At 45.7% G+C, this 26439-nt stretch carries 3 protein-coding genes; 1 reads left to right on the top strand and 2 read right to left on the bottom strand.

Annotated features, from left to right (window positions below; translation table 11 throughout):
- Positions 1–76: 76 nt before the first annotated feature.
- A complete protein-coding gene (locus FD725_RS11370; RefSeq protein ID WP_179048239.1) occupies positions 77–1171 on the bottom strand; it encodes a universal stress protein in 1095 nt (364 codons plus the stop codon).
- 114 nt (positions 1172–1285) lie between these two features.
- Positions 1286–2005, bottom strand: a complete 720-nt coding sequence (locus FD725_RS11375) for a DUF928 domain-containing protein (protein WP_256871891.1) — start codon at positions 2003–2005, stop codon at positions 1286–1288.
- Positions 2006–3394: 1389 nt separating this feature from the next.
- Here FD725_RS11375 and FD725_RS11380 point away from each other — a divergent pair.
- On the top strand, positions 3395–26071 hold the full coding sequence (locus FD725_RS11380) for a PKD domain-containing protein (RefSeq protein ID WP_179048241.1): 22677 nt from the start codon (positions 3395–3397) through the stop codon (positions 26069–26071).
- The last annotated feature ends 368 nt before the right edge of the window (positions 26072–26439 follow it).

Here is a 26439-nt window from a genome sequence, read left to right on the forward strand (position 1 = left end):
AACTGCTCATATAGCGATACATAAACAGTAATTCAGTTTCTCACGAATGATTGAGGATGACTATATAGTGGGAGATTCAACGCTTAGAGGCGGGTGTTTTTTCTGTAGCGATGATATGTAAATCAATGTTTTTCAGTAGGCGGACTAATTTTTGCGTCAGAGAACCTTTGAGAAGGATTTGCCAGCGAGAACGCTGACTTTCACCAATGACGATTTGTGTGATGCGATATTTTTCGGCAACTTCAGCGATCGCTTTGGCTATGTTAGTATCAGTAACATGAATAAATGTCCCTTCAAATTCGTTGCACAATTTTTCACAGGTATCTATATGTAAGCTTTCTGCTTTGGTGAGAAAACGTTCGGGATTAGCTACAAACAATACATATAATGGGGCATTCATGTAGCTAGCTATTCTTGCACCCCGCCGCAACAGTTGCACTGAATTGGGATAAGTAGAAACACAGACTAAAACTCGTTCGTGAATGTTACAGAATTGTCCATTGGGAATAGTGGCAATTGCTTCTTCTTCTACGTTGTCAGCCACTTCTCGCAAAGCCAACTCTCGTAAAGCGATGAGGTTACGACGTTGGAAAAAGTTGTCGAGGGATTGTTGAATTTTCTGGGGAGCATAAATTTTGCCTTCTCGTAATCTTTCTTGGAGAGTTTCTGGTGTTACATCTACTACCACAACCTCATCTGCTTCTTCTAGAATGCGGTCAGCCACACGCTCTCTCACTACTATACTAGTGATTCGCGCTACCACATCATTGAGACTCTCTAAGTGTTGGACATTCATTGTGGAATAGACATCAATCCCGGCGGCGAGAATGACTTCCACATCTTCGTAGCGCTTTTCTCTTGGGGAACCGGGGATGTTAGTATGAGCGAGTTCATCGACTAACACTAATTGGGGCGATCGCTTTAAGATCGTCTCTGTATCCATTTCCGTTAGTGTCAATTCACCCCGGATAATTTGTTTACGCGGTATAATTTCTAGCCCCTCGGCTTTATCGGCTGTTTCTTTGCGTCCGTGGGTTTCTAACAGCCCGATAACAACGTCAATACCTTCTTGTTTAAGTGCGTGCGCTTCTTCTAGCATCCGGTAAGTTTTACCAACTCCCGGAGCCATACCGATGAATATCTTGTGTTTACCACGTTTTTTTAGATACATTAAAAATCCGTGATTGGTAATGATTACAGACTGAACAGGTTACAGGTTACAGGTTATAGGTTACAGGGAATTGCCTTATTTTGAGAACAGCGTCTGTAATGTTAAGGGCATCATCTATTCTATAAAAGAATTGGTAATTGTCATCAAGCCTAAAATTGGTTCTTGAGCAATTTTGGCTAAACCTACATCTTTAGCACTCAACAACTCCACCCAAATATTTCGCAGTTGTAAATTTTGTGGTTCTCGTAAACGTAGTTGTGCTAACTCGGTTAATGCTTCTATCCAAATACCATTTTCAGCATAAGTACTGATTTTTTCCAGAGGCGTTTTGGCTGCATTTAATTCCTGCTGGAGTTGAGATGATATGGAGACTCGTTGCACTAAACCAGTCAAGGAAGCTGGGGTTGGTGATTCACTAGAGGATCTGGGGCTAGAACAATTGATATCTAAATACCAACGATATTCTTTACCTATGACTAAGGGCGACGCAGTAGAAGGTAAAGTCATGCTGATAATTCCCGGTGTGGATGGTAATTTAAAGCGAGTCCGCAAAATTTCTGCATCCCCATCTTGCAAAGAAAATTCACCCTCATTCGCTTCTTTTTGAGTATAGGGGATGTAAATCCAAAAAGTTGGATGTTCCTTGACTGTTAGCTTGAGATTAGGACTACCAACTAAAGTGGTTAATGGCAGAGTATTTTGAGTAGTTAAACAATCCCCTCTACTACCTGTACCTTCATTGCTGGGGGGTGTTCCCCTGTCTGGCGGCGAGTTGCTAATGGCTGGGGTAAAGTGAATTTTTGTCTGAGAGGTTTTGTTTGCGAGACCAGCCACCAACCTCGAAGGGGTGATTAGTTGATGAGACTCTGCTAATGTAGGCGCACAGAGACTGACCCAGCAAAAGATCAGCCAAGGAAGCATAACTAGAGTGTTTAACTGCAACCTAAGTAATTTTTTCATGTCAGCCTGTAATGAGCGCATCTCAGATTTACAAGAATACACTCAACTACAAATCTGCATCGAACTATTCCCGATTTTTGAATTGAGGACTGATACCAATTCAAAATTCAAAATTCGTCTTGGAAAGTTAGGCGGGACGGAAACCGACACCGCCTACTTTCCGCAAAATTCAAAATTAAGAAAGTGAGAATTGGTATAGGTTGCCGGATTTGGATCTGCGTCATATTTTTCGTGAAATGGTATGACGCACTGCATACAAAACCCTAAGAGGACATTTGAAAAGTCTGTTTCTTTGTCATGTTGAATGCAGCGTAGCGGAATGAAACATCTCGGTATATGCCACAAAACATAGATTCTTCCTGACGCTCCGCTCCAGTCAGAATGACATTTTTATACCTACTGAAACTTTTCAAACACCCTCTAACAAGAATTTTAAACAGTGAACAGTGTTTACTAACTGGTAACTGGTAACTGTTAACTGTTAACTGGTAACTGATAACTGTTAACTGATAACTGATTTGCTCACCCCTTTTGGGAAGCAAAATTTCTGACACTACCGAATTTCTATAAGTTATGTAAAAGTTTTTAGCTTTCTAAGTACAAGAGATAATTTATGTAAAAGTTTTAGAGATCGTAGTTCTACGGCTAATTTTGTATGGTCTAATCATTGTTGTGGTAATTCTACGTAGAAAATGCCCAAAAAGCCTAAACTAACTACAAAGAGATGAATATCTAGAACTTACTCAGTTTCACTAAGTTTTCTGGCTTTTTTGTCAATAGTCAAGGTTTTTGAACTGTTGACTCTTGACCATCCGCAACAAGGTTTTTTGGTTCGATGTGTAAGTCCTAATATCTTTAACCTTTGTTATTTAGTTCTATTATTAACACTATTTGCGAGCGTGAAGGCGTAATCTCTTCACAAATCGTAATTAAACTTCCTCAATGAATGCTAATTAGCAGTATAATTTTATGCTTTTTAAGTAGTGTAGTATTTGTTTTGATAGCTGACTGTAAGGCTATGACTGCGGATATTAGCTATTAAATATTAGTTTAATTTTATGCTTATGTGCTTGCTGATCTATTGAGTGAGTAGAGCATCGTTTTATGAGCCTCAACAAAGCAAATTAATATTTTGTTTTTCGGCCGTTACGAATCTCACAAAACATATATCAAGTTTTTGTTCCCAGTTCCCTGTGTTTGTTGAAAGATCATTCCCTATCTATGACAAAGGCTACTTGTAACTAAATATCAGGACAACAAGACATGGTAGGCTTCGTTGACGATTCCAACACTTTCCCAGCGTTTGGTGTAGATCCGCTTGCTCCTGCTGACCCAGGGAGTATCAATCCATTTACAATACAACTGAACAATAATCAGGTAGCTTTCACAGGGAGCGATCGCATTGATAAGCTTTACCTGAAGTTAAATGAAAATCAGCAATTAGCTTATAGCAGTGATGGGGTGAGTTTTTTCACCGATTTAAATTCTTTAACAGCCCAAAATGACGTTTTAAATCCCTTTTCCGGTATTAATATTAAAATTGATCTCCAGGGTGGCAACGATAGTTTATACCTGGATAACTCATTAATCATTGCCTTAAAACAAAATGGCAATATCCTGACCTTTGATGGTGGCGCAGGGCAAGACACATTATATGGCCCAGCCGTTAACACTACATGGAATATTACAGGACAAAATACAGGTAATTTTGATAGCGTTAATTTTAGTAATACTGAGAACCTAACCGGAGCCGCAAATAATGAAGATACCTTTGTGTTCTCAGAAAATGGCAAGTTGAGTGGTATCGCTGATGGGTCAACCGGAGGATTTGATACTCTGGTGATCGAGGGTGGCAACTATAGCCGTGCAGTTTATACCGCGACTTCGCCCGATGCCGGCTCCATCTTGCTAGATAGTAAACTCATCACCTATGCGGGGCTAGAGCCAATTGTTGATAATACAGTTGTGAGCGATCGCGTATTTGATGCTACTGCTGGTAACGATCAAATCGTGATCGAAAAAGATGCTAGCGGCAAGAATAAAATATCGAGTAGTAATAGCACCTTTGAAAGTATTGTTTTTCTCAATCCCAGTAATTCTTTAACCATTAATGCTGGTGATGGACAAGACACGATTACTGTTAAGTCTCTTGATCCTAACTTTACGGGTAGTTTGACGATTAATGGTCAAGGTAATGGCATCAGTGCTGGTGACGATGGCTTTCTGGACACTGGCTTATTTATCGCTGACACAGTTACATTTGCTGAAGGTTTTAGTGTCAACCTACTCGGTAAAGCCTTAACCGTAGATGCCGAGAAGATTACAGTGGAAAAGAACGTAGTTATTTCCACCACAAATCCCACAGGTAATGCTGGCGCTGTTAAGTTCACGGGCGAAAACATTGAACTGAAAACTGGGGTGCAAATCCTGGCAGATGCAGCCACTGGTTTTGCCGCAGGCGACATTACTATTACTGCCGATGAAACGCAAAAACGTCTGGGTTCTGAGCCTTATGGCGTTAACATCAAAAATATCTCCGTCATCATCGGCGATGGGACAATCATCAAGGGTGGGAAAATTGCGATTACTTCCACGGCTGCTGATATCAGCCTGATCGATTTAGCACCCGCTTACTTAAAAGATGTAGTCATTAAACCCTTTGCTCAACTACTGCCGCAAATAGTTAACTTCGTCTTACCTGCTTCCTTCCAGTATCGCACGGCCAGTGCCACTGTCACCATCGCCGGCGCTAAGATTACAGGCAGCACAGATGTCACTATCACCGCCACAACTAAAGTAGACAGCAGTGTCCAAGCAATCAGCAGCGTTAACCCCATCAATCCGCTTTCTCGTTTTGCCGTCGCCTATGGACAAGCAGAGACTACCGCAAAAGTGGATATTCAAGGGGTAGTCAATGCCACTACTGGGGTGACTAATAAAACAGAAATTATTGGTAAAGGCGGAGTGACTATTACCTCCGATGCCACAACTAAAGACGAGGTATCAGCTAGAGTATTTGGTAATGAAGGCATATTAGGGATTGTGCCTGTTGATGGTAAAGATTTCGGATTCGCCATCGCCGTTGCTAACTCCAATACGACTTCCAAAGCCACAATTGGTCAAGATGTCACTATTACCTCTGATGCAGGCAACATCAAGGTGAAAGCGAAAGGAAAAATTAGTAACGTTGCCAAAGCCACTACTAATATATTTGTCAATGGTAATGCTGGTATTGGCATTGGCTTGAACTTTGACCGCAGTGATATAGTTGCCCAAGTCAACGGTACACTGACTGCCGCCGGCAAGAAAGAGGTCAATCAGGAAATTGATCTAACTAAAGTTAATAATACTGACGATACGATCGCTATTCTTGATCATGGTCTAAAAACAGATCAGCAGATTCAATATTTTACTAATGGTGGCATTGCCATTGGTGGTTTGACTGACCAAGAAAAATACTATGTCTTAGTTAAAGATAAAGATACGATTCAGCTGGCCAAAGCTTTAGGTTTAGAACTAGATAATTCCGGCGTAGGTGCTACTTCGCAGCAGGGTTTTAGCAAGCGCGATAGTAAGGAATTTAACATCAAAACAGATGTTGACTTCGATACCAATCAGATTAAGATAGTCAACCACGGCTTTGTCACAGGACAGAAAGTTAATTACAGTAGCCTGCTGGCCGATCCTCTGGATATCAAAGAAGGCGATACACCCAACACCTTAACCAACAATAACGTCAACTACTACATCATCAAGGATAGTAGCGATCGCTTCCGTTTAGCCGCATCTACAGCCGATGCTACAGCCGCCACACCGATAGCGATTGATTTGGTTAAGCCTGATGGCACTAGCACCAACACCAACTCCTTAAGTTCCATCCTCTTTACCCAAGCACCAAAACTATTTAATCCCACCGGCGATGCCGTTAAGGATAATATCATCACCCTAAATAATCATGGTTTCCAGACAGGTGATGCAGTAGTTTACAACGTGGATGGGACAATTGCTACCACCACAAACTTATCAGTCAACAATACCTTTGATCCGGCTACGGCAGTCAATGCCACTAACAACACCATCACCATTGAGTCTCATGGCTTGAAGACAGGTGATAAAGTCATCTATCTCACCGACTATCTAGGACAGCCAGGAACAGGAATCAATACATTAACCAATGGGGTAGCAGGCAGCTTAACCAATGGTGTGAGCTACTACATCATCAAGGTAGACGACAATACAGTTAAGCTAGCAACCTCCCCAGTCAATGCTAGTGTCGGTACAGCCATTGATTTAACTGGCGGTGGTACAGGTGCATTCCATAACCTGAGAATTAATCGCCAAGTAACGGCAGGTGATACAGCAATTGGGGGCTTACAAGATGGCGATACTTATTATATTTCGGTGATTGATGCTAATCATTTCCGTTTAGCAGATAGTGAAGTGCAAGCCAGGGATGCAACACCGATTGATATTAACTCGACAGGGGCAACTGCTGGTACGACTAAGCAAGCCTTGGCTAAACCGGAAAACCTGGGTCAAGGTATTGAAATTTTAGCCGACTTAGTGGCTAATGATCGAGTTGGTGTCACAGCCAAAACAGGCAGTAATCCGAAGATTAAAGACATTATTGCCAATGGTGATGTAGCCGCCGGTGCTTTCAAACTGTTTGATTTTGCTGACTTCAAAAATAATCTCAAAGCCATACCAGGTAGTGATAGCGCCAACAATTTCTCCATTGGTGCGGGATTAGGCTTGAACTGGGTACAACGTGGGGCGGATGTTGATGGTCAAGCTAGTGGGACAACGGCTAAAGTCGGTAGTACTGCCCGGTTATTCTCTAATAAAGATGTGACAATCACATCTCAGGTGAAGCAAGAAACGCAGATGATTGTGGATACTTCCACAGGTAAAGATGAAGCTGGGGTTTCGGTTTCTGTGTCGGTGGGGGTATCTATTTACAAGAATCTTGTCAATGCCGTAGTTGATAGTAATGCGGAAATTGATGCCAGAGGGGCAGTCAAAGTCGTTTCTACGCTGACTTATCCGTTCTTGTTCATTCCGGCTGAGAAATTTAACTTCTCTTCAGATGATCCCAAAGTCCGAGATCAAGCTGGGGCGAATGTTGTCACCCTAGCCAGAGATGTCTTCTTAGACGGTAAACTAGGTATTCCCGATCGCATTATGAATACCTTTGTCACCAGCCGCAACAAGGGTAAAGTTGATGCGACTAAAGGTGGCATTCAACCGACAATCGGCATTGCCGGCTCCTTTGGCATCAATACTTACAACAACGTTTCCCACGCCACCATCAAATCTGGTGCGAAAATCAATCAAAATCCTCTCTATCAAACCAGTACTCAGAGTGTATTCGTCAATGCCAGCACTAGCATGACTTTGCTGAATGCCACAGGGATTATTAGCTTTGATTTAAATATAGACGGGATTGTCAAGGCAGTTAAAAAAGCTGATCCTAGCGAAGCCTTCACATTTAGTGGGAATAAAGCCCAGAAAGGCTTTGGTGGTTCGGCTATCATTTCTGTGATGGATAACTCCACGGTTGCCAAAATTGAAGATGCAGCTAAAATCCACACAGGAGCCTTGGGTGATGGTTTAGATGTCCGTGCCAAGACAGATATTTTCACCCTGATGCTAGCCCAAGCCGGGGGTGATGCGGAAAAATTGGGAGTTAGTGGCAGTTTCTCGGTATTGAATCAAAAAGACCGGACGATCGCCCAAATTGAAAGTGGTGCGGAAGTTATCGGTGGGAAAGTCAATGTCTCTGCTGATGATAACACCATTCAAATCACCCTCGTTGGTGCAGTGCAATTTGCCTCAGGGACAGGTGTGGGGATTTCTACTGGCGTATTTAACGTCAGTCGAGATACTCAAGCCATTATTGGTAAAGAAATTACTGATACAGATAGTACAGCCGGGACTAAATCTGCTAAAGTCACCGCCGCCGGAGATGTCACAGTCAAGGCCTTGAATCAAGGTGGTGTGGGTACATTAACTGTAGCTGGGGCGATCGTCAATGATTCTTTAGCTGATCAGGTTCTGGGTAAGAAAGCAGAAGCAGAAGCAGCGCTCAAGGATGCCAGAGATTTGTTCTGGGACGAAAATGATGCCGGTAAGGACACTAAAAATGCTCAAGCTGATCTGAAGAAGAAAAAAGACGCAGCAGATAAGTACAAATCATTAGGGCAAGCGGCGACAGACAGTAAGCAAGGTGCGGGACTAGGGATAGCTGGGAATATCGCTATCAATATCGTCAACACGAAAACTCAGGCTTATATTAATGACAATGCCATAGTCACGCTGACCAATAATGGCGATTTGATTGTGGATAGTACAGATCAAACCGTCATTGCTGGTGCAAGTGGAGCCTTATCTATTGTCAATAAACCAGAAGGTACTGCTGTCGGTATATCTGGGGCTTTTTCACTGAATCTGGTGACTAATAACACTAAAGCTTTTGTCACTGGTGGAGCAAAAGTTACTGCCGATCAAGTGACAATTAGTGCCGTGCAGAAAGGCTTTATTGTCACCCTGACAGGGGCTGGTTCGAGTGCCACAAGTGGTACTGGTGGTGGCGTTGGTGTCGCTGGTAACATCTCTGTCAATATTATCCAGAGTAAGACAGAGGCTTATACCAGTGGTAATTCGGAATTCATTTTGGTGAACGGTGCAACCATTACTGCCAAAGACCAAGGACAAATTTGGTCGATCGCTGGGGCAGTTGGCTTTGGTGGTAAAGGCGGCGTGGGTTTAGCGGTGGCTGTGAATATCCTGGGTACAAATGATAACCCGGCAACAGCTAAAGCATACATCGAAAACTCCAAATTCACCACTAAAAAAGGAGCGATCGCTCTATCTGCCACCAATGATGCTTTCTTCACAGACTCGCCCCGAATTATTGCCATTACTGGCTCTGGTGGGATAGCTGGTGGTAGTGAAGGTATCGGTTTAGCCGGCATGGTGTCCGTCAACTTGATTGATGGCGAAACTAATACCTATGTGAAAAACTCGACAATTACTGATGATAATGCTGACCCCAACCCTGCTAGCGTGAGTTTGTTTGCTCAGGATAGTTCTTGGATTGTTTCCCTTGGTGGGGCTTTGGGTGTCGGTAGTAATGCCGGGGTAGGTGCAGCCGTTGGTTACAACCAAACTGCAAGTAACGTCCGCAGTTATGTGGAAGGCAGCACCCTGAATTTAGCCGGGACTTTGACAGTCAATGCCAACTCTAAAGCCCAAATCCAAGGCGTTACTGTGGGGATTGGGGTGGGTACAGGTGCGAGTGGCTTGGGTGGAGCAGGTTCGGCATCGATCAATATCATTCAAAATACCATTGATAGCCACATTTCCAGTAATTCTCGCGTGACGACGGGTGGGGCAATTACCGTCAAAGCCTTGGATAGCTCCTTGATTGTCTCCATCAGTGGTGGTGTGGCTGTCAGTAAAAATGCTGCCGTCGGTGCATCAATTAGTTACAACCTGATTCAAAATAGTCTTCTGAGCTATGTAGATAATTCCATCATTCGCGGCACAACCTCCACAGAAATCACCGCTACTGATAGTGCATTACTGGTAGCAGTTTCTGTTGGTGGGGCAGGAGCGCAAGGATTTGCCCTGGGTGGCTCTTTGACGGTGAACTCCATCGCCAATAATATTGATGCCCATATTTCTGGTAGCTCCGATGTCGTCGTCGGTGGAGACTTGACAATCACAGCCACAGAAACCTCCGCTTTGTATGCCATTTCCGGCGGAGTCGCTTTATCTTTAGGTGGGGCAGCAGTGGGAGCAGCGATCGCCTATAACTTTATTGGCGGCAGTTTCGATTATGCTAATCCCAATGCCATTAATCGCAACTCCACAACGAAGAATAAAATCAACGCCTACATCGATAACTCGAAAGTCAGCGTCGGCAATAACCTCTCCATCGTGGCTGGTTTCCAAGCCCCCAGCAATTCTTTAGCCGACAAGCCCACCCTGAGTACATCGGAAAAAACCTTCAATCCAGCGACAAACGTTAACCTTAGCACCGATGTCATTGACTTTGGCAGCGCTCATGGCTTCTCTAACGGCCAGGCGATCGTCTATCGTAATAAAGGTGGCACAAGTATTGATGGCTTAGGCGAAGGGAATACTTACTACGTGGTGAAAGTTGACGATAACAAGATTAAACTTGCCACCACTTCCGACTATGCCATTAAAGCCGCCAATGGTGAATCTGTACCTAATGGTGCGATCGTTGATTTGAAATCTGTCGGTACTGGCAACGCTCATAAATTTATTGCCCAGCAAATCGATATTGGCATCACCTCAATTGCCTTACCTGTCGATTTTAGTTCCCAAATTACCACCGTCACAGTCGGTGGTGCGGGTGGTGATGCCTTTGCCTTGGGTGGGGCGCTATCAATCAACTTCCTCCGCAATAGTGTCGATGCGAGAATCACCAACATTGCCGCAACCCAATCGGTGACAGCCGGCGGTAAATTAAGTATCCTCAGCAACGACACTTCCCAATCTAATTCTGGTACGGGCGGAATTGGCATTTCTCCCAGTGGGGGAGCGATTGGCGCATCGATATCTTACAACGAAATTAGTAATAAACTGATTTCCCGCATTGGTAGTCTGGACACCACCTCCACCACCGAAGGGAATGCAGGGATCATCTCTGCGTCCCAAATTGCTGTCAACACAACATCCAGTGCCAAGATATATAACTTCACCGTGGCTGGGGCTGGTGCGGGGACTTTTGCCTTGGGTGGTTCCTTATCACTCAATCGCATTAATAATACTGTAGATGCCCACATTGCCGGTAGCAGTAACATCAGCACTACCCAAGGCATTAATATTCAAGCCCAGGACACCTCCTCTAATCAATCCTTCTCAGGACAAATAGCGATCGGTGTAGGCACAGCCGGAGTGGGTGTAGCCTTAGCCTATAACGAAATTAATAACACAATTAACGCTTACGTTGACAGATCCACCATCAACACCACCAATAGCGGCAACTTGGGCATCACAGCCACATCCAACGCCACTATTGGCACACTGGCAGTAGGGATTGCCGGTGGTGGAACGGCGGGTGTAGCGGGTTCCATCGCCGTCAACTTGATGGGGAATAATGTCTCTGCATTCATCAATAACTCCACAGTCAACGTCGATGGTAACGTTTCCCTCCTGGCTGATTCTACCAACACCATTGGAGCGATCGCCGGTACATTAGCCGTTGGTGGAGTGGCTGGCATTGGCGGCTCTGTGGTAGTCAACACTACCAATAACAAAACCAAGGCTTACATTGCTGGTAAGTCTAGTGTGAGTGCTAGGGGTAACGGTACTGCCATCTCCATCAAGAAATGGAATACTGATGAGAACGGTACGGAAACCACTGAAAATATCAACGGACTCTCAGTCATTGCCACAACAAACGAGATAGTCAATACTTATGCAGCCACAGCCGGAGTTGCCCCCCCAACGGGCGGAGGTAGTGTGGGTATCGGGGCCAATATCGTCGTGGAAGTGATTAACGATATTACCGAAGCATATATCGACGACTCGAATATTAATAGTACTGCCAACCAAGGCAAATCTGTGAAAGTGAGAGCGCACAATGATACCACCATTGGCAACTTCGGCGGCAGTTTGGGTGTCGGTGATGTGGGCATCGGTGCAGACATTCCTGTATCTGTGATTACTAGCCAAACCAGAGCTTATATTAGCGATAGCGACACGACAAACTATGCGGCAATCTTTGGCGCAACAGACGTGGAAGTTAACGCCATCAGTCGAGAAAAACTGCAAACTGTCGCAGTTGGCTTGGGCATTGGTAGTTATGTCGGTGCAGCCGGGGTGGGTGCAGGGACGAAGAGTGCCACCACGACGGAAGCCTATATCAAAGATGCAAATATCAACAGCAATGGCGCGCTCAAGGTACTGGCTAATAGTGGAGTCAAGTTAGAAATCTATGGCGGTGCTTTGGGCGGTAGTTTAGTCGTTGGTGGTGGTGGTAGCTTTGCGGTGTCTTTAATCAACAATACTACCAGCGCATATCTGCAAGGTGCTGTCACCAATACGGGTTCTGTACAAGTGCAAGCCGATGCTCTAGCTAAAATGTCTAATGCGATCGCCACAGCCGGTGGTGGTGGTGTGGTGGGCATTGCCGGTGGCGTTTCGGTGGTGGAAACCAATAGCAATACTAGCGCCTATATTAACAGCAGCAGTAAACGCAATTCTAATATCACAGCCACCACTGGCGATGTGAAAGTCATTACCAATGATACCGTCGATGTCAACAATGGTGTGGGTTCCGCAGCCATTGGCGGCAAAGTCGGTGTGAGTGCTTCTGTAGACGTGATCACGGTTAAAAATACTGTAGCTGCTTACATCGGTGACAACAGCACAGTGACGGCTCAAACCAATGTCAATGTCGAAGCAACAGGTAAGAAAAATATTGACTCGACTGTAGTTGCCTTTGGCTTGGCAGGCGGTGCGGCTATTACTGGGGCAGTTTCCGTAATTAACATCGGCACTGGCTCTAATAGTGATGCCTCTTCCTCTACCAGCCCCGTGCAAGCAATTATTGACGGTATCACTAGCCCGACAAACGGCATCAGTGGTTTAAGTAATAACACCAACGATACAACTGCCGCCAAAGCTAAAAATCAAGCGAATAGCTCTGCCTTTACCGTTAGTCTGGCTGCTAATTCAACCATCACTGGCACAACTGCATACATCGGCAAAAATGCCAACATCAAAGCCAATACTGGCAATATTACCGTCATTGCCACTGAAACTGTCGATTTAGATGGTAGCCATCCAGCGACTTACGGGCAATTAGTCGGTGGTGTGTCTCTCGGTTTATATGGCAGTGCTGGCGGTTCCGTGGGTATTATTAACATCGGTCAAGCAGCCACCGCTTACGTAGATTCTAGAACCATCCTCACCGCCGGGGCAGATATTATCGTCAATGCCAAATTCACCAATTATGCTTCCAGTCGCGCCTATGGTGGTACAGGAGCATTAGGGGTAGGACTAGGGGCGCAAGTTGCCATCATTACCGACAACAGCACCCAACTAGCCTACACTGCCAACGAAGGCATCACAGTTAATCAAGCCAATAATTTCATAGTCAAAGCCGAAAGCGATCGCACCATTAGTACAGAAGCCAAAGGGGCGACAGTCGGGGCAGTAGCGGCAGGTGCAGCCGTCGCTAAGTCGATTGTTGGTGGTTCCACTGTCGCCTATATTGGTGATAATGCAGCGATCGGTCAAGCAGTTGGTCAGAATGTCAACAATGTCTCAGTCATCGCCAATAACACCACCACAGCTAAATCCGAGACTCTAGCCGTCACCGCCGGCATTGTGGGTGTAAATGTGGACGTGAATCAAACCACAATTAATCCCACAATTACCGCTACCGTTGGCAGTGGCGCAAATCTCAAGATTACTGGCAACTTAAACATCTCTGCTAACTCCCAAGCCGATGCTGATGTTAACTCTTTGGGAGTCAGTGCGGGAGGGGTAACAGTTGGTATCGTCCAGCCAGAAGCTAATATTACATCCACAACTAATGCCGCGATCAGTTCTGGTGTCGTCTTGATTGCCGGTGGTGCTGTCATTGTGGAGGCACTGCACAACATCAAATCTGATGGCACGTTAATTGCTAAGAGTAGCAAGTCAAAAGGTAATGCCAGTGCTGGTGCTTTACTGGCAGGTACAGGTGCATTAGCCAAAGCTAACTCTACTGCTACTGTTGGTGTCGGGGTAGGTAATAGCAGCAATCTCCAAGCCATCGGCAACATTGTCTTGAGATCCAGAGTCAATAACGAAGCCAGCGCTAATGGCATCAGTGATTCCGGTGGTGTACTGGGTACAGGCATTATCAAAGCTCGCACTGATATTACCACCACCAACAATGCCGTGATTGGCAATGATGTCGTCATTGAGAGCGCTGGCGATTTCCAACTCCTAGCCGACTCGATTAATAAAGGCGAAGTCATCGCCAATCGAGAAGGCGGCGCTGTCATTGATGTCTCTAGAGCAGATGTTGACCTCACCTATAACGATCAAACTGCCACCAATGTCGGGAACAGCGCCAGCATCAAGGCTAAAAATAACTTGACTGTCCAGGCACAGACCCAGACTACTAATGGCACAAATAAAGCTACTGTCTCTAACGGTGGTCTGGGTGTAGATACTCGTGCCAATAATAATACCAACCTGACAGCCAACACGACCACATCTGTTAACGGGACGCTCAACGCCAGCAACGTCGTCGTCAGAGCAGATGTACAAAAGATTATCACCAAGGCAGAACTCTCTGCTAAAGCTTATGGCTTAGGTACTGGTGTCTACACAACCGCCACGAATAACACCACCAGTAATGTCACGGTGAATATCCTAGAGCAAGCCAATATTCGTGGTCTAGATAAAGTCACCATCGGGGCTAAACAAGATAACCTCGATACCCAAAGTTACGCCCGTGGTGAAGGTAATAGTTTAGGCGGCAACACAGATGTAACTACCAATACCAATCTCAACACCAGTACTACTGTCAACGCCAAAGCTGGTTCAGTTATTAGCACCTTTGAATTGTTTGTGGAAGCAAACGCTCCAGCAACGCCGATCTTCACAGCAGATTCTAGCCGTGATGGTGCAGAAATTGACACTGGTAGTGCAAAAGCAAATCCAGTTTTAACCTTGCTGCGTACCATCGACTTTAACTCAACTGTCACTGTATTTAGTGCTAAGGCTCCAGTGTTAGAGATTGATGCCAATGGTAATGTGGTGCAGCAAAAGAATGTCACCTTCACTCAAACCGCCACAGATATCACTGTCGATAACATCCAAAATTCCGGTAGTCTATCTGGTTCAGTCAAATTCTCCATCATCAGTTCTACCTACGATGACGGCAACACCAGAAAAGGCGAACTCAAAGGCAGTCCCAAGTTTGACTTTGTGACCACCTTTGATCGTGTAGATATTATTAATCGTTCCAGCAAGAATTTAACGATCAATAACATCGACGTTCTCAATAACTCCAGTCAATTAACTTCTAATATCACGATCGCTGTTCCAGTTAAATCTGGTTTCACCCCCACTACTACCAGTAGCACAGGAGCAACCATTATTGCGATCGCCAATACTAACACCTCTGCCACATCTAAAGTCAACCTGTCAGGGGACATCAAAAATAAATTTGGCACGACATCAATAATTAACAATGGCGGTGACATTCTCGCACCCAACACGGGCAAATCGATTGAGTCCACCGCCGTCACACTCCAGTCTGATAACGGTGTCATTGGCACAACGACAAGGAAGATTACCGTTAAGCCGACAACTCTGCTGGCTACGGCGAAAAATAGCATCTTCGTCGATGCTTTAACCGGTGGTGACTTAACCATCAAACAAGTGATCTCCACCACAGGTGATGTCGCACTCAATGCCGTCGGTTCTATCCTCGATGGCAACACCACAGGCGTTGATATTAGCGGCAAAAAAGTTACCCTCACCTCCCAAACTGGCAGCATCGGCTCAGATACTGATGCCCTAGAAATTACCGTCACTGACACCAGTACAGGCTTAAGTGCGATCGCTCAAACTAATATTAATCTCAGTAACGTCGGCACTGGTGGATTCAGTATTGCTCAAGTCAACTCTACGACTGGCAATATCACCCTCACCATTCCTGACGCTGTTAATGGTGGACAAAACCTAACACTGCTCAATGGGGCAATTATCAGTGCTGATGCTGGCACTGTTACCCTGAATGTCGGTGATGACGTGACTGTGGCAGCGAATAGTCAAATCAGAGGTAAGACTCAAGTAACGATTAACGCTGACTCTGGAACCGTAGATGCCGGACAGGGAGCGAACTTAACCCTCAATGGTCAACTGATTGCTACCTCAGTCCAGATTAATACAGGAGACGATGTAGATGCGATCGCTCTCACTAAGAGTAGCAGCAACAGCACCATCACCATTAACGCTGGCGGCGGTGATAACAAAATCTTCCTGGGTAGCAAAGCCACATTAACCGGCAATAGCACCGGACTCTTAGATGATTTCCTGGGACAAGTCATCATTCAAGGCGGCACAGGTAACGACTTGTTAGAACTGGATGACTCTGGAGATCCCAAAGTCAATACAGGCAATCTCACCAATACTCAAGTCACTGGCTTAGGCATGACTGCTGGGGTGCAGTACACAGGAATTGAAACCTTGAGAGTACTGCTAGGCACTGGTGCAGATACATTTAACGTTCAAAGCACCCAAGACGGCACAGAAGCAGTAATTAACACTGGTGGTGGTGATGACACTATCAACGTCGGCAATAACAATCAACTCAATGCCATCAATGGACTGCTCACCATCCAGGGCGATGCAGGGAACGATATTCTCAACATCAATGACACTGGCGATACTGTAGCCAATAAAGGTGTCCTGGATAATGGGCGACTGACTGGCTTAGGCATGGGTAGCACCGACCAAACTGTAGTTAATGCTGGTCGAGGGATTAGTTTTGGTGGACTGGAAAAAGTTAACCTCAATCTAAGTAATGCTGCTGATGAACTGACAGTGGCAGGAGCAAATACCGAAACCATTGTCAATGGTGGTCAAGGTGCAAATATTATTACAGTTGGGGACAACCTCAGCCGGATTTCGGCTCGCGTATTGTTACAAGGTGGCACAGGTAGTAATAAGACCCTGAATATTAACTCAACTGCTCAAAGCGATCTCACCATCGATACTTTAGGCAACAACCGCGATGTCCTGACAAGCGCCAACGCCACAGGCAGGGTGGAATACGAAGCCTTTAACAACGTCAACCTCAGCCAGAGTGCAGGCAACGATAAATTAACCATCAAAAATGCGACGCAAAACCTCACCGTCAATAGCAATGGTGGTGATGATGCCGTCAACATTATCAACTCTCAGAGTGCGATCACTATCAATACTGCTGGTGGTAACGACACAGTTACCGTCAATAATCTGGGTGGTGCGTTGAGTGTCAACGGTGATGCTACCGGAACCAACAAACTAATTATCGATCTTGCCAACACCACTAGAACCATTACCAATGGATTAATTAAAGATGGCACAGTTGCCAATCAAGGTGTGGCGCAAAACTTCACCACTGGTGACATTACCTTTACCAACTTGAAATCAGTAGAAACTAAGCTGGGCAGTGGTAACGACCAAGTCACCATCAATGACACCCTAGCCAACACAGCAATTACCGTCAATGGTGGTGGTGGTGATGATGCCATTAAGATTACCAGCATCGGTACGGATACCAATATTACTGGTGGCAGTGAGCAAGATACGGTGACAGTAGAAATTAGAGGTGTACCAGTAGCCAACTCCTTTACCAAACTCAACCTAGACGTAGACAACCTAGTCGTTGATAATACCCAAAACACCACCAACGCGATCAACTGGACAATTACCGATGGGGCCACAGTAGCCGCAGCGATCGCACCTTCTAATGTCAGCTTTAATGTGATTAATACTCAAGGGGCTGCTTTAACTCGCATCCTGGGCGGCACACAAAGCGACACTCTCAACCTCGTCACCACGACAACTGGTAATGTTAACGGCGTAATTAATGGCAACCGAGTCGATTTAACCTCTGGGCAAGTAGTGTTAGTACCGAAGAGTTCGGGTATCTTTGCTAACTATGATGCCGTGATTAATTTCGACTCATTGGTGAACAACAGTGCGAGAACCTTTAGCCAAGCGGGCTTTACCCTCACCAGTACTGGTAATCTCCTCCGAGATGATACCATTAGCTCGGCAGCTAAGGTGACAGCTAGCGGTGATACTTTCACCTTAACCTCCAATACTGGCGCAGGCTTTGGTGTTTATTCACTCCAGCTAGCTAACCCCACAGCCACAGCCCAAGCTATTACCTTTACAGGCACAACTTTAAACGGCGGCACAGCTACCTACAATTACACCGTTGCTGCCAACAGTAGCTTGACAACTGTGACTCTACCCACCAATTTTTCTGGCATTACATCTCTGAGATGGAATCCTGGTGTGGCTTTAGTCGATAACATCGTCGCTCGTGATTTGTTTGGTAATCCCACTCCTGGTACAGAACCTAGTGCCACCATCCCTGTCCTAAATCTCACTGGTAATGTTAGGTTCGATACAAGTAATTCCATTATCTTTGTTGATACCAATAAAAATGGCATTTACGAAACTCGCTATACCAATGGCATAAGACAGACCTATTTTGACAGTTCCGCTTTCAGCAACGTCTTATTAACAACTTCTGCCTTTAACCTCTTTACTTCCAGTGCCAACGGCATCACCCAATTCAGATTTGCCGGTGACATCAGCTTTGCTAATAGTGCAGCAGTCTCAGGTGTTGGCTCCAATGGACTCTCTATTTTTGCTGGCAATGATGTCACCGTGGGCAATGGAGTAGTGTTTGACTTCTCAGCCGTGAATACGACAGCAGGCGTTGGTGGTGGTAGTGCTGGTACTGGCGGTACTGGTGGTACTGGTTCTGATGGTGGTACTGGCGGTACTGGCGGTACTGGCGGCAATGGTGGTGATGGGCCTGGTGGTGGTGTCTCAATCACAATTCGCAGTGGCTCTAGTGGCACAACAGGTACAAATGGTACTAGTGGTTCAGGTACTTCCAGTGGTGGAGTGGGGAATGCTGGCTCCAGTGGCGGTAATGGCATCAATAGTAGTACTCCTAGCGGTGGTGCTGGTGGCTCAGGAGTTGCTGGTATTGGTGGAGTTACGGGTGGTACACGAGGTACAGGTGGTACACGCGGCACTGGTGGTGGTGGTGGAGATTTCACCTCCGGTGGGAATGGTAATCCTGGTTCACAAGGGACTAGTACGTCAACGAGTGGCTCTGGACTGAGTGGTAGCCCAGGCAATCGAGGCACTGATGGGAATAACGGTTTATTAGGCTCAAATACTGGTACTGGACTCACTATCTCCGGCGGTGGCGGTGGTGGTGGTGCTTCTGGTGGTGGCGGCGGTTCTGGTGGCGCTGGTGGCGGCGGCGGTGGCGGTGGTGGCGGCGGCGGCGGTGGCGGCAACGGCTCTTATGTGGCTTTTATCGTGCCTGTCATCCTCGAAGGTGGTGATGGCGGCCGTGGTGGTGACGGTGGTAGAGGTGGCAATGGCGGCAAGGGCGGTACAGGCAGTTCCGGTACTGCTGGTGGTGCTGGCGGTGGTGCGTTAGAAATTCTGGCACAAGGTCGCATCTTACTTGACGGTAACATCAACTTCAAAGCCGACGGAGGTAATGCTCAAGATCCAATACCTTCTACTACCACAAGTGGAAACCCTGCCGATAATAGCTCCAGAAATAACAACCGGAATAATAGCCAAAATACTGGTAGAACCGATGGCGCAAATAGCGGCATTATCAAAGGTGGTAATGGTGGTAGTGGTGGCGAAGGTGGATATGGTGGTAGTGGTGGCAATGGTGGCAATGGTGGCAACGGTGGTCGTGGTGCTGGCGGCGCTGGCGGCACAATCAAGTTATTCGGCACAAACATCCAATTAAGGGATGCAATTGTTAGTACCAGGGGTGGTAACGGCTCTCAGATTGGTGGTAATGGACGCTTTATTTATGGCAGTAATGTGAATAGTGGATCACTACCTGGTGGCTTCACTCAATCAGGTACTAATCTGTTCAATAACCAAGGTGGACAGAATAAAGCTAACCCCTTTGTCAATAATGTTTTGACTCCACTAATTGCCGGACTCCAAGGTGGTGCAGATATCTACGGGTTATTGAATGGTATCAATGCTAGTGACTTAGACTACAACTTGAATACAACAGCCAAAGATGCCCCAGATGCTGATGCTTTAGCCGCAGTCTATCGCTTAAATCTCGGCCCCATCAAACTTAATTCTGCTGACTACTCGGCTGACTACACCAATTACGATATGGTCTTGTTCATTAACTTGACTAATAACGTTTTGGATGCACCAACACTAGGTATCAACAGGTCTGCAACTAGTTTGCTCACAGGTGGATTCTTAACTGATACGCGATTTGGTGGCACAGGTGTAGGCACAGGTGTAGCTTCAACTTTGAGCAGAATCAATCCCGGCAAAATCTGGGCAACCTTAGTACCGTCGAATACAGGTAACATCACAGTCAATGCTGCTATTAGCAGTGCAGTTGCTAACACAACTACGGCGATTACTAACCAAACCTTAATTAGTAACCAAGTAGCTTACATCCGCGCCACTCGTCCCAACCTGACGACGACACCGAATTTAAGCGGCTTGCAATCTATTACTGTCAGCAACGACGGCAAACAAATCTATGGTGTCAGTGCTGTTGATAATGCGCTAGTGGCAATTAATGCTAACGATTTATCTCAACGTCAGTTGTTTAAAGACAACTTAGATAATGTGAACAGTTTAGCTAGTGCTAGCGATATTGCGATCGCCAAAGATGGCAATCATGTTTATGTTACTAGCCCGGTTGACAATCGGTTGTCTATCTTCACCAGAAACACAACTACGGGAAATCTCACCTTCTCCACAGCAGTCGGGTCAATTGCTTTCAATTCAGTCACAATCAGCAATGATGGTACAAGGGTATATGGCAGCAGTGCTAACAGCATCGTCACCTACACTCGCAATGCCAGCACTGGAGGCTTAACACAAGCTGCCTCTACTGTCAATCTGAATAACATCAATACATTAAGTAACCTAACTGTCAGTCAAGATGGTTCTGTGTTATACGCAGCTAGCCGTTTACAAGACACTCTCTTAGTCATCAGAGCCAGCGATTTATCTGTAGTCCAGACCCTATCTGGTGCAGGACTGGGACTAGATGGAGCCAGTGGCATTACCTCCAGTACTGACAACACATTTGTCTACGTCACAGGTCAAGATGGCAATAGCCTGGCGGTATTTAAACGAGATTTGGTGACCAACCAACTGACTTTTGTGGAAAAACAAGAAAACGGTGTCGCTGGGGTCAGAGGGCTAGTGGGTGCAAATGATGTCACTATTACCAGTGATGGCAAGTATGTTTTAGCAACTGCTGCTACCAGTGATGCCATATCTGTCTTCCTTCGCAACGCCACCACAGGCAAACTGCAATTTGTCCAAGTCCTGCGTAACAATATTGGCGGTACGACAGGCTTAAAAGCTCCCAGCAGTATCTTTACCCTCAACAATAAAACCTACGCCAGCAGCCTGGGACAAACTGGATTCAGTGGCGGTGTAGTCGCGTTTGATAACAACACCACTTTACCTGCACCCAGCAACCTGATCTCGACATTTAACGGTATTGAAGCCTTGAGTGTGACTACTGCTAGCGGTGACGATACAATCAAGCTGCAAAATGCGCCTACTTCCCCAGTCGCCACCACCACGATTAATACCAATGGCGGTAACGACACTGTGGTATTAGATGACGCAAGTACTACGACTGTAGTCAACCTTGGTACTGGAGATGACCAAGCCTTATTGCGTTCTACAAGAGCCGGCACTAATATCACAGTGAATGGTGATGCCAACAATGATGCGATCGCCATCGAACAAACAGGAGAGAATAGTAGAATCGAAGTCTTAGGTGGTGAAGGCGCAGATACCATCAGAGTTGCTGGTGGCAACCTGCCGACTTCCGCAACCACAATTGTCCGGGGCAACAATCCCACCACCAATCCTGGAGATACTCTAGTCTTTGACCCACAAAATCGTCTCTTTACGCAAGGCAGTGCCAGCACAATTAACGTGATTGGTAGAGGCACAGTCACATACGACACCATCGAAAATACTGTAATTATCGCTCCGCCAGTGATTACCTTTACGGGTACGCCTTATCAAATTAATGAGGGACAATCAGCCACCTTGACGGCGAATGTGATTAATCCTTTGGGCGGGGCGATCGCTCAACAAAATATCCTGTGGGATATTGATGGAGACGGACGATTTGGTGATGTCACAGGCAGTACGGTGAACCTGAGTTGGAGTCAATTGCAAGATTTCAACCTCAATAACAATGGCACATATAGAATTGCCGTCCAAGCCAGCAACACCAACGGATTTAGCACAGCGTCCACCACATTAATTATTGCCAACACTAACCCGACGCTCACCCTGACAGGCAACAACAGCGTCAATGTAGGCGCACCATACACCCTGAGCTTCAGTGGAAGTGATCCAGCAGCGAGCGATCGCATTTTAGAATGGCAAATTAACTGGGGCGATGGCACACCAGTAGAAAAATATGGTAGTGGTGTAACTTCGGCAACTCATATCTTCACCACCCCCGGTAATCCCCAAATCACTGTGGCTGCCGTCGATAACGACTCTACACCCAATGTAGCCTCAACCACCACTAAAACCATAGCTGTATCAATTACAGCCACTCAAATCAGTGCCGGTACAACCTATCGCATCAACGAAGGCGCATCCCTACAACTAAATGCCACGGCTGATGGCAATCCCACAGATTATCAGTGGGATATCAACGGTGATGGTGTCTATGGTGATGCAGTTGGTAAAGCACCGATTGTCACTTGGGCAACTCTCCAAAATCTCCCCACCAACCTGATTAGAGATAACGGTACTTTCAATAACGTCCGTGTCCGCGTTGCCTACGGTTCAACCCAGGTGATATCTAACCCAGTGACTCTAATTGTCGGTAACACTGCCCCGACAGCAACATTCACTAACAGTGGTGCTGTCAATGAAGGTGGTAATGCTACCGTCTCCTTTAGCAACCAGCTAGATCCATCCTTGGCTGATACAACAGCAGGATTCACATACAGCTATGACTTTAATAACGATGGCACATTTGAAACCACTGATAGCACTCAATCCTCCGTATCAGTTCCCACAGGGTTCTTAAAAGACAGTGGTATTAGAAGAGTGCGGGCTGTGATTAAAGATAAGGATGGTGGCACTAGTGAATTATTCACCGACATCACCGTCAATGAAGTTGCACCCACCTTAATTGTCACTGGTAATAATACGGCAGTTGAAGGTGCTAACTATACCCTGAATTTGAGTGCGACTGACCCCGGCAACGACACTGTATCCCAATGGCAGGTTGACTGGAACGATGGCACAATCGAAACCTTTAACGGTGCTACCCAAAGCCTGACTCATGGCTTTAGCGACAACGGCAACAAGGTGATATCGATTAAAGCGATCGATAATAATGGCACTTATAGCACCACGAAGACGGTCACAGTCAGCAACGTCGCACCCACCATACAATCCTTGGCGACGACAACAGTTAGTGAAGGCAGTATCACTCGCTTCACTGGCAACATCATCGACCCTGGTACAGCAGATAGCTTTAGTTTATTAGTCAATTGGGGTGATGGTTCGACGGCTGAATCCTTTAATTTTGCCGCAGGTACTACTAACTTCGACCTGGCACACCAATATCTCGATAATCCTTCAACTGGCAATTACACCATCAGTGCAGCCATCACCGACAAAGACGGCGGTAGCAGTTCTGGCAATGTCTCCGTCACCGTCACTAACGCCGCACCAACAATTACAGGCTTAGGATTAACCAGTGCCAATATCGATGAAAATAGTCTAGCCACCGTAGTTGGCATCATTTCTGACCCAGGTATTTTCGATACTCATACAGTGGCGATCGCTTGGGGAGATGGCAGTACAACTACTAATATCAGTGTCAACTCCACTACCCACACCTTCACCGCAACTCATACCTATCTGGACAACCTGCCCACAGGCAAATACGCCATTACAGCCACAGCCACCGACAAAGATGGCGGCGTGAGTGCGATCGCTACCACATCTGTGCAAGTCAATAATGTTGCCCCCCTCATCACCAGCCTGAATCTCAGCGCGCCAGTGATTAATGAAAATGGCTCAGTCACCCTGAACGGCACATTTACTGATGTTGGTTCACGAGATACCCAAACCGCAACGATCAATTGGGGCGATGGTAGTACCAGTAATGCTACAGTCAATCTCTCCACAGGCACATTTACAGCCACCCATCAATATTTAGATGATGTTGCTGGTACAAGTCCAGATAAATACACCATTACAGCAACAGTCACTGATAACGATGGTGGTAAGGGGATTAACAGCACAACCATCACAGTCAACAACGTTGCCCCGACAGTAGATGCTGGCATTAATCGCACTATCAAAGAAGGCGACATTCTCACCTTTGCTGGCAGCTTTAGCGATGTTGGCACTTTAGACACGCAAACTATTGCTTGGGATTTTGGCAACGGTGTGAAGGCGATCGGCACTCTCAAACCCATCTACACCTATACTCAAAGTGGCACTTACACCGTCACCCTGACAATTACTGACGATGATGGTGGTGTAGCTAGTGATACTTTAACTGTCACAGTTAACTCCGCCAATCAGCCGCCTGTTGTCACTCCTCCCGCACCACCAGTTACCGTCAATTCCTCACCAGCCGGAACCTTTATTGTGAATTCCTCTGGGCAAGTAACTGTAGACTTTTTAGCTGACGGTGGCGGTAATAAAGGCGAACTGGCTATTTTCAGCCTAGAAGGCATGGAAACCTTAGTTGTTGGTTCCACGAACTTTATTAAAGAAGCTGCCCGTCGAGCCTTAACTGCCTCACAATTAGGCTATGTTGTCATCTCTGATGCCACTCAAGGAGCAAAATTCTCTGGTCAACTAGGAGAAGTTGACAGAAATGATGGTACTTATGCAGGGCCGAAAACAGTTTCACTCAAGCCAGGAGCAAGATTTGCCTTAATCTTTATTCCTAACGGCAGAGTGCAAGAAGTGTTCAATAATCCCGCAATTACTGGCGATAAGCGTCCTTTATTCTCGATCTCGGCCGCTAACCCCAACGGTTTAACTCAAATGGGGCAGCTAGATTCAGGTAACTTCAATGGTGGTGTCTTCGGCTTTGAAGATGCCCGCTTAGATGGTTCCTCTGACAGAGATTACAACGACTTTATTTTCCAAATTCAAGGTGCTGCCGTTAAAGGAGTGGCTCTGTCTAGCTTAATTGCCCCAGGCAAAAATTGGCAAACTACAACCTTGGGTCAGCAATTATCAACCTATGCTCAAAATACTGGTGTATTTGGTAGTGCCGTTCCTCAATTGCAAGCAGCTTTAGTTAATGACACAGGTATCAGTCAACAGGATGGCATCACTACTGATGTGGGAGTGACTGGTAGGCTCTCATCTTTAACACCAATTGTCCAACTGCAAGCTAGTCTGTTAGCCAACAATAATTTTGTGGATATCTTGTCTCAGCTCAAACCCGATGGCAGTTTTGTCCTAAATCGTCAGGCATTAGCTCAGATTAATGGCGAAGATTTGCACGATGGTAGCTACACCTTACAAATCAAAGCAGTAAATGTTTGGCAAGAAGTTGCCAACGTTGCTGTTAACTTTACCCTCGATACTCAAGCACCCTCGGCTCCCACAAATCTTGGTGTAGATAAACTCAATGTCAATACCCCGTTTGTGAAGGGAGAAGCAGAAGTCACCACTTTGATTGAAGTCTCTAATCAAAATGGCATTCTGGGACAAATACCCTCTCAAGGAACTTGGCAGATAAAAACAACCACTCTCACTGATGGCGTGCAACAAGTGACAGTCAAAGCTACTGATGCTGCGGGCAATGTCAGTTTGCCATCTACATTTACATGGCAAGTTGATACTAGTTTACCTGTACTGAACGTTACTAGTCCTGTTGACGATTCTCAGTTACAGCGTGGAGCTAGATTACAAGGAACACTCCAAGATACTGGCTTAGGTATTGCGAGTTTCACTTATCAAGTGGGTGGAGGTAATCAAATACCTGTGAGTGTTAATCAAGCTGGCGAATTCAATCAAGAACTGAATTTATCAGGGTTAGCGAATGATACTTATTTTCTGACTCTGACTGCTACCGATCTGGCTGGTAATGTGACAACTAGAACATTGCAGTTTCAGTTGAATTGACCGATTCTCAAAACTCAAAAGTCTGGCCTCTGGACTCTTTGAGGGGAAATTAGCGCGGGCAATGTTGGCAAATTCCGCAAAAGCTCAAAGATACTAAAGAAAAAAGGTTTGGCTCACCACCAAACCTTTTTATAAATCCAGTGCATAACAACATCCCGCAATAATCTACCTGTTATGTTTAGGCGATCGCATCTTCCTATAGGATGTATCCAAACCCAAAAAAAGCGCATATTTCTGGTTTTCGGTATGAAAAATTACATCAGAAAAGGTCTATATCTATTTTTTTGTAATTCTTATCTTTTCTTTCTAACTAATATGTATTAATCTGCTTTGATCCTTAAATCTATATTCGGCAGATGTAATTCAAA

This window comes from Nostoc sp. TCL26-01, from assembly GCF_013393945.1.
Lineage (GTDB): Bacteria > Cyanobacteriota > Cyanobacteriia > Cyanobacteriales > Nostocaceae > Trichormus.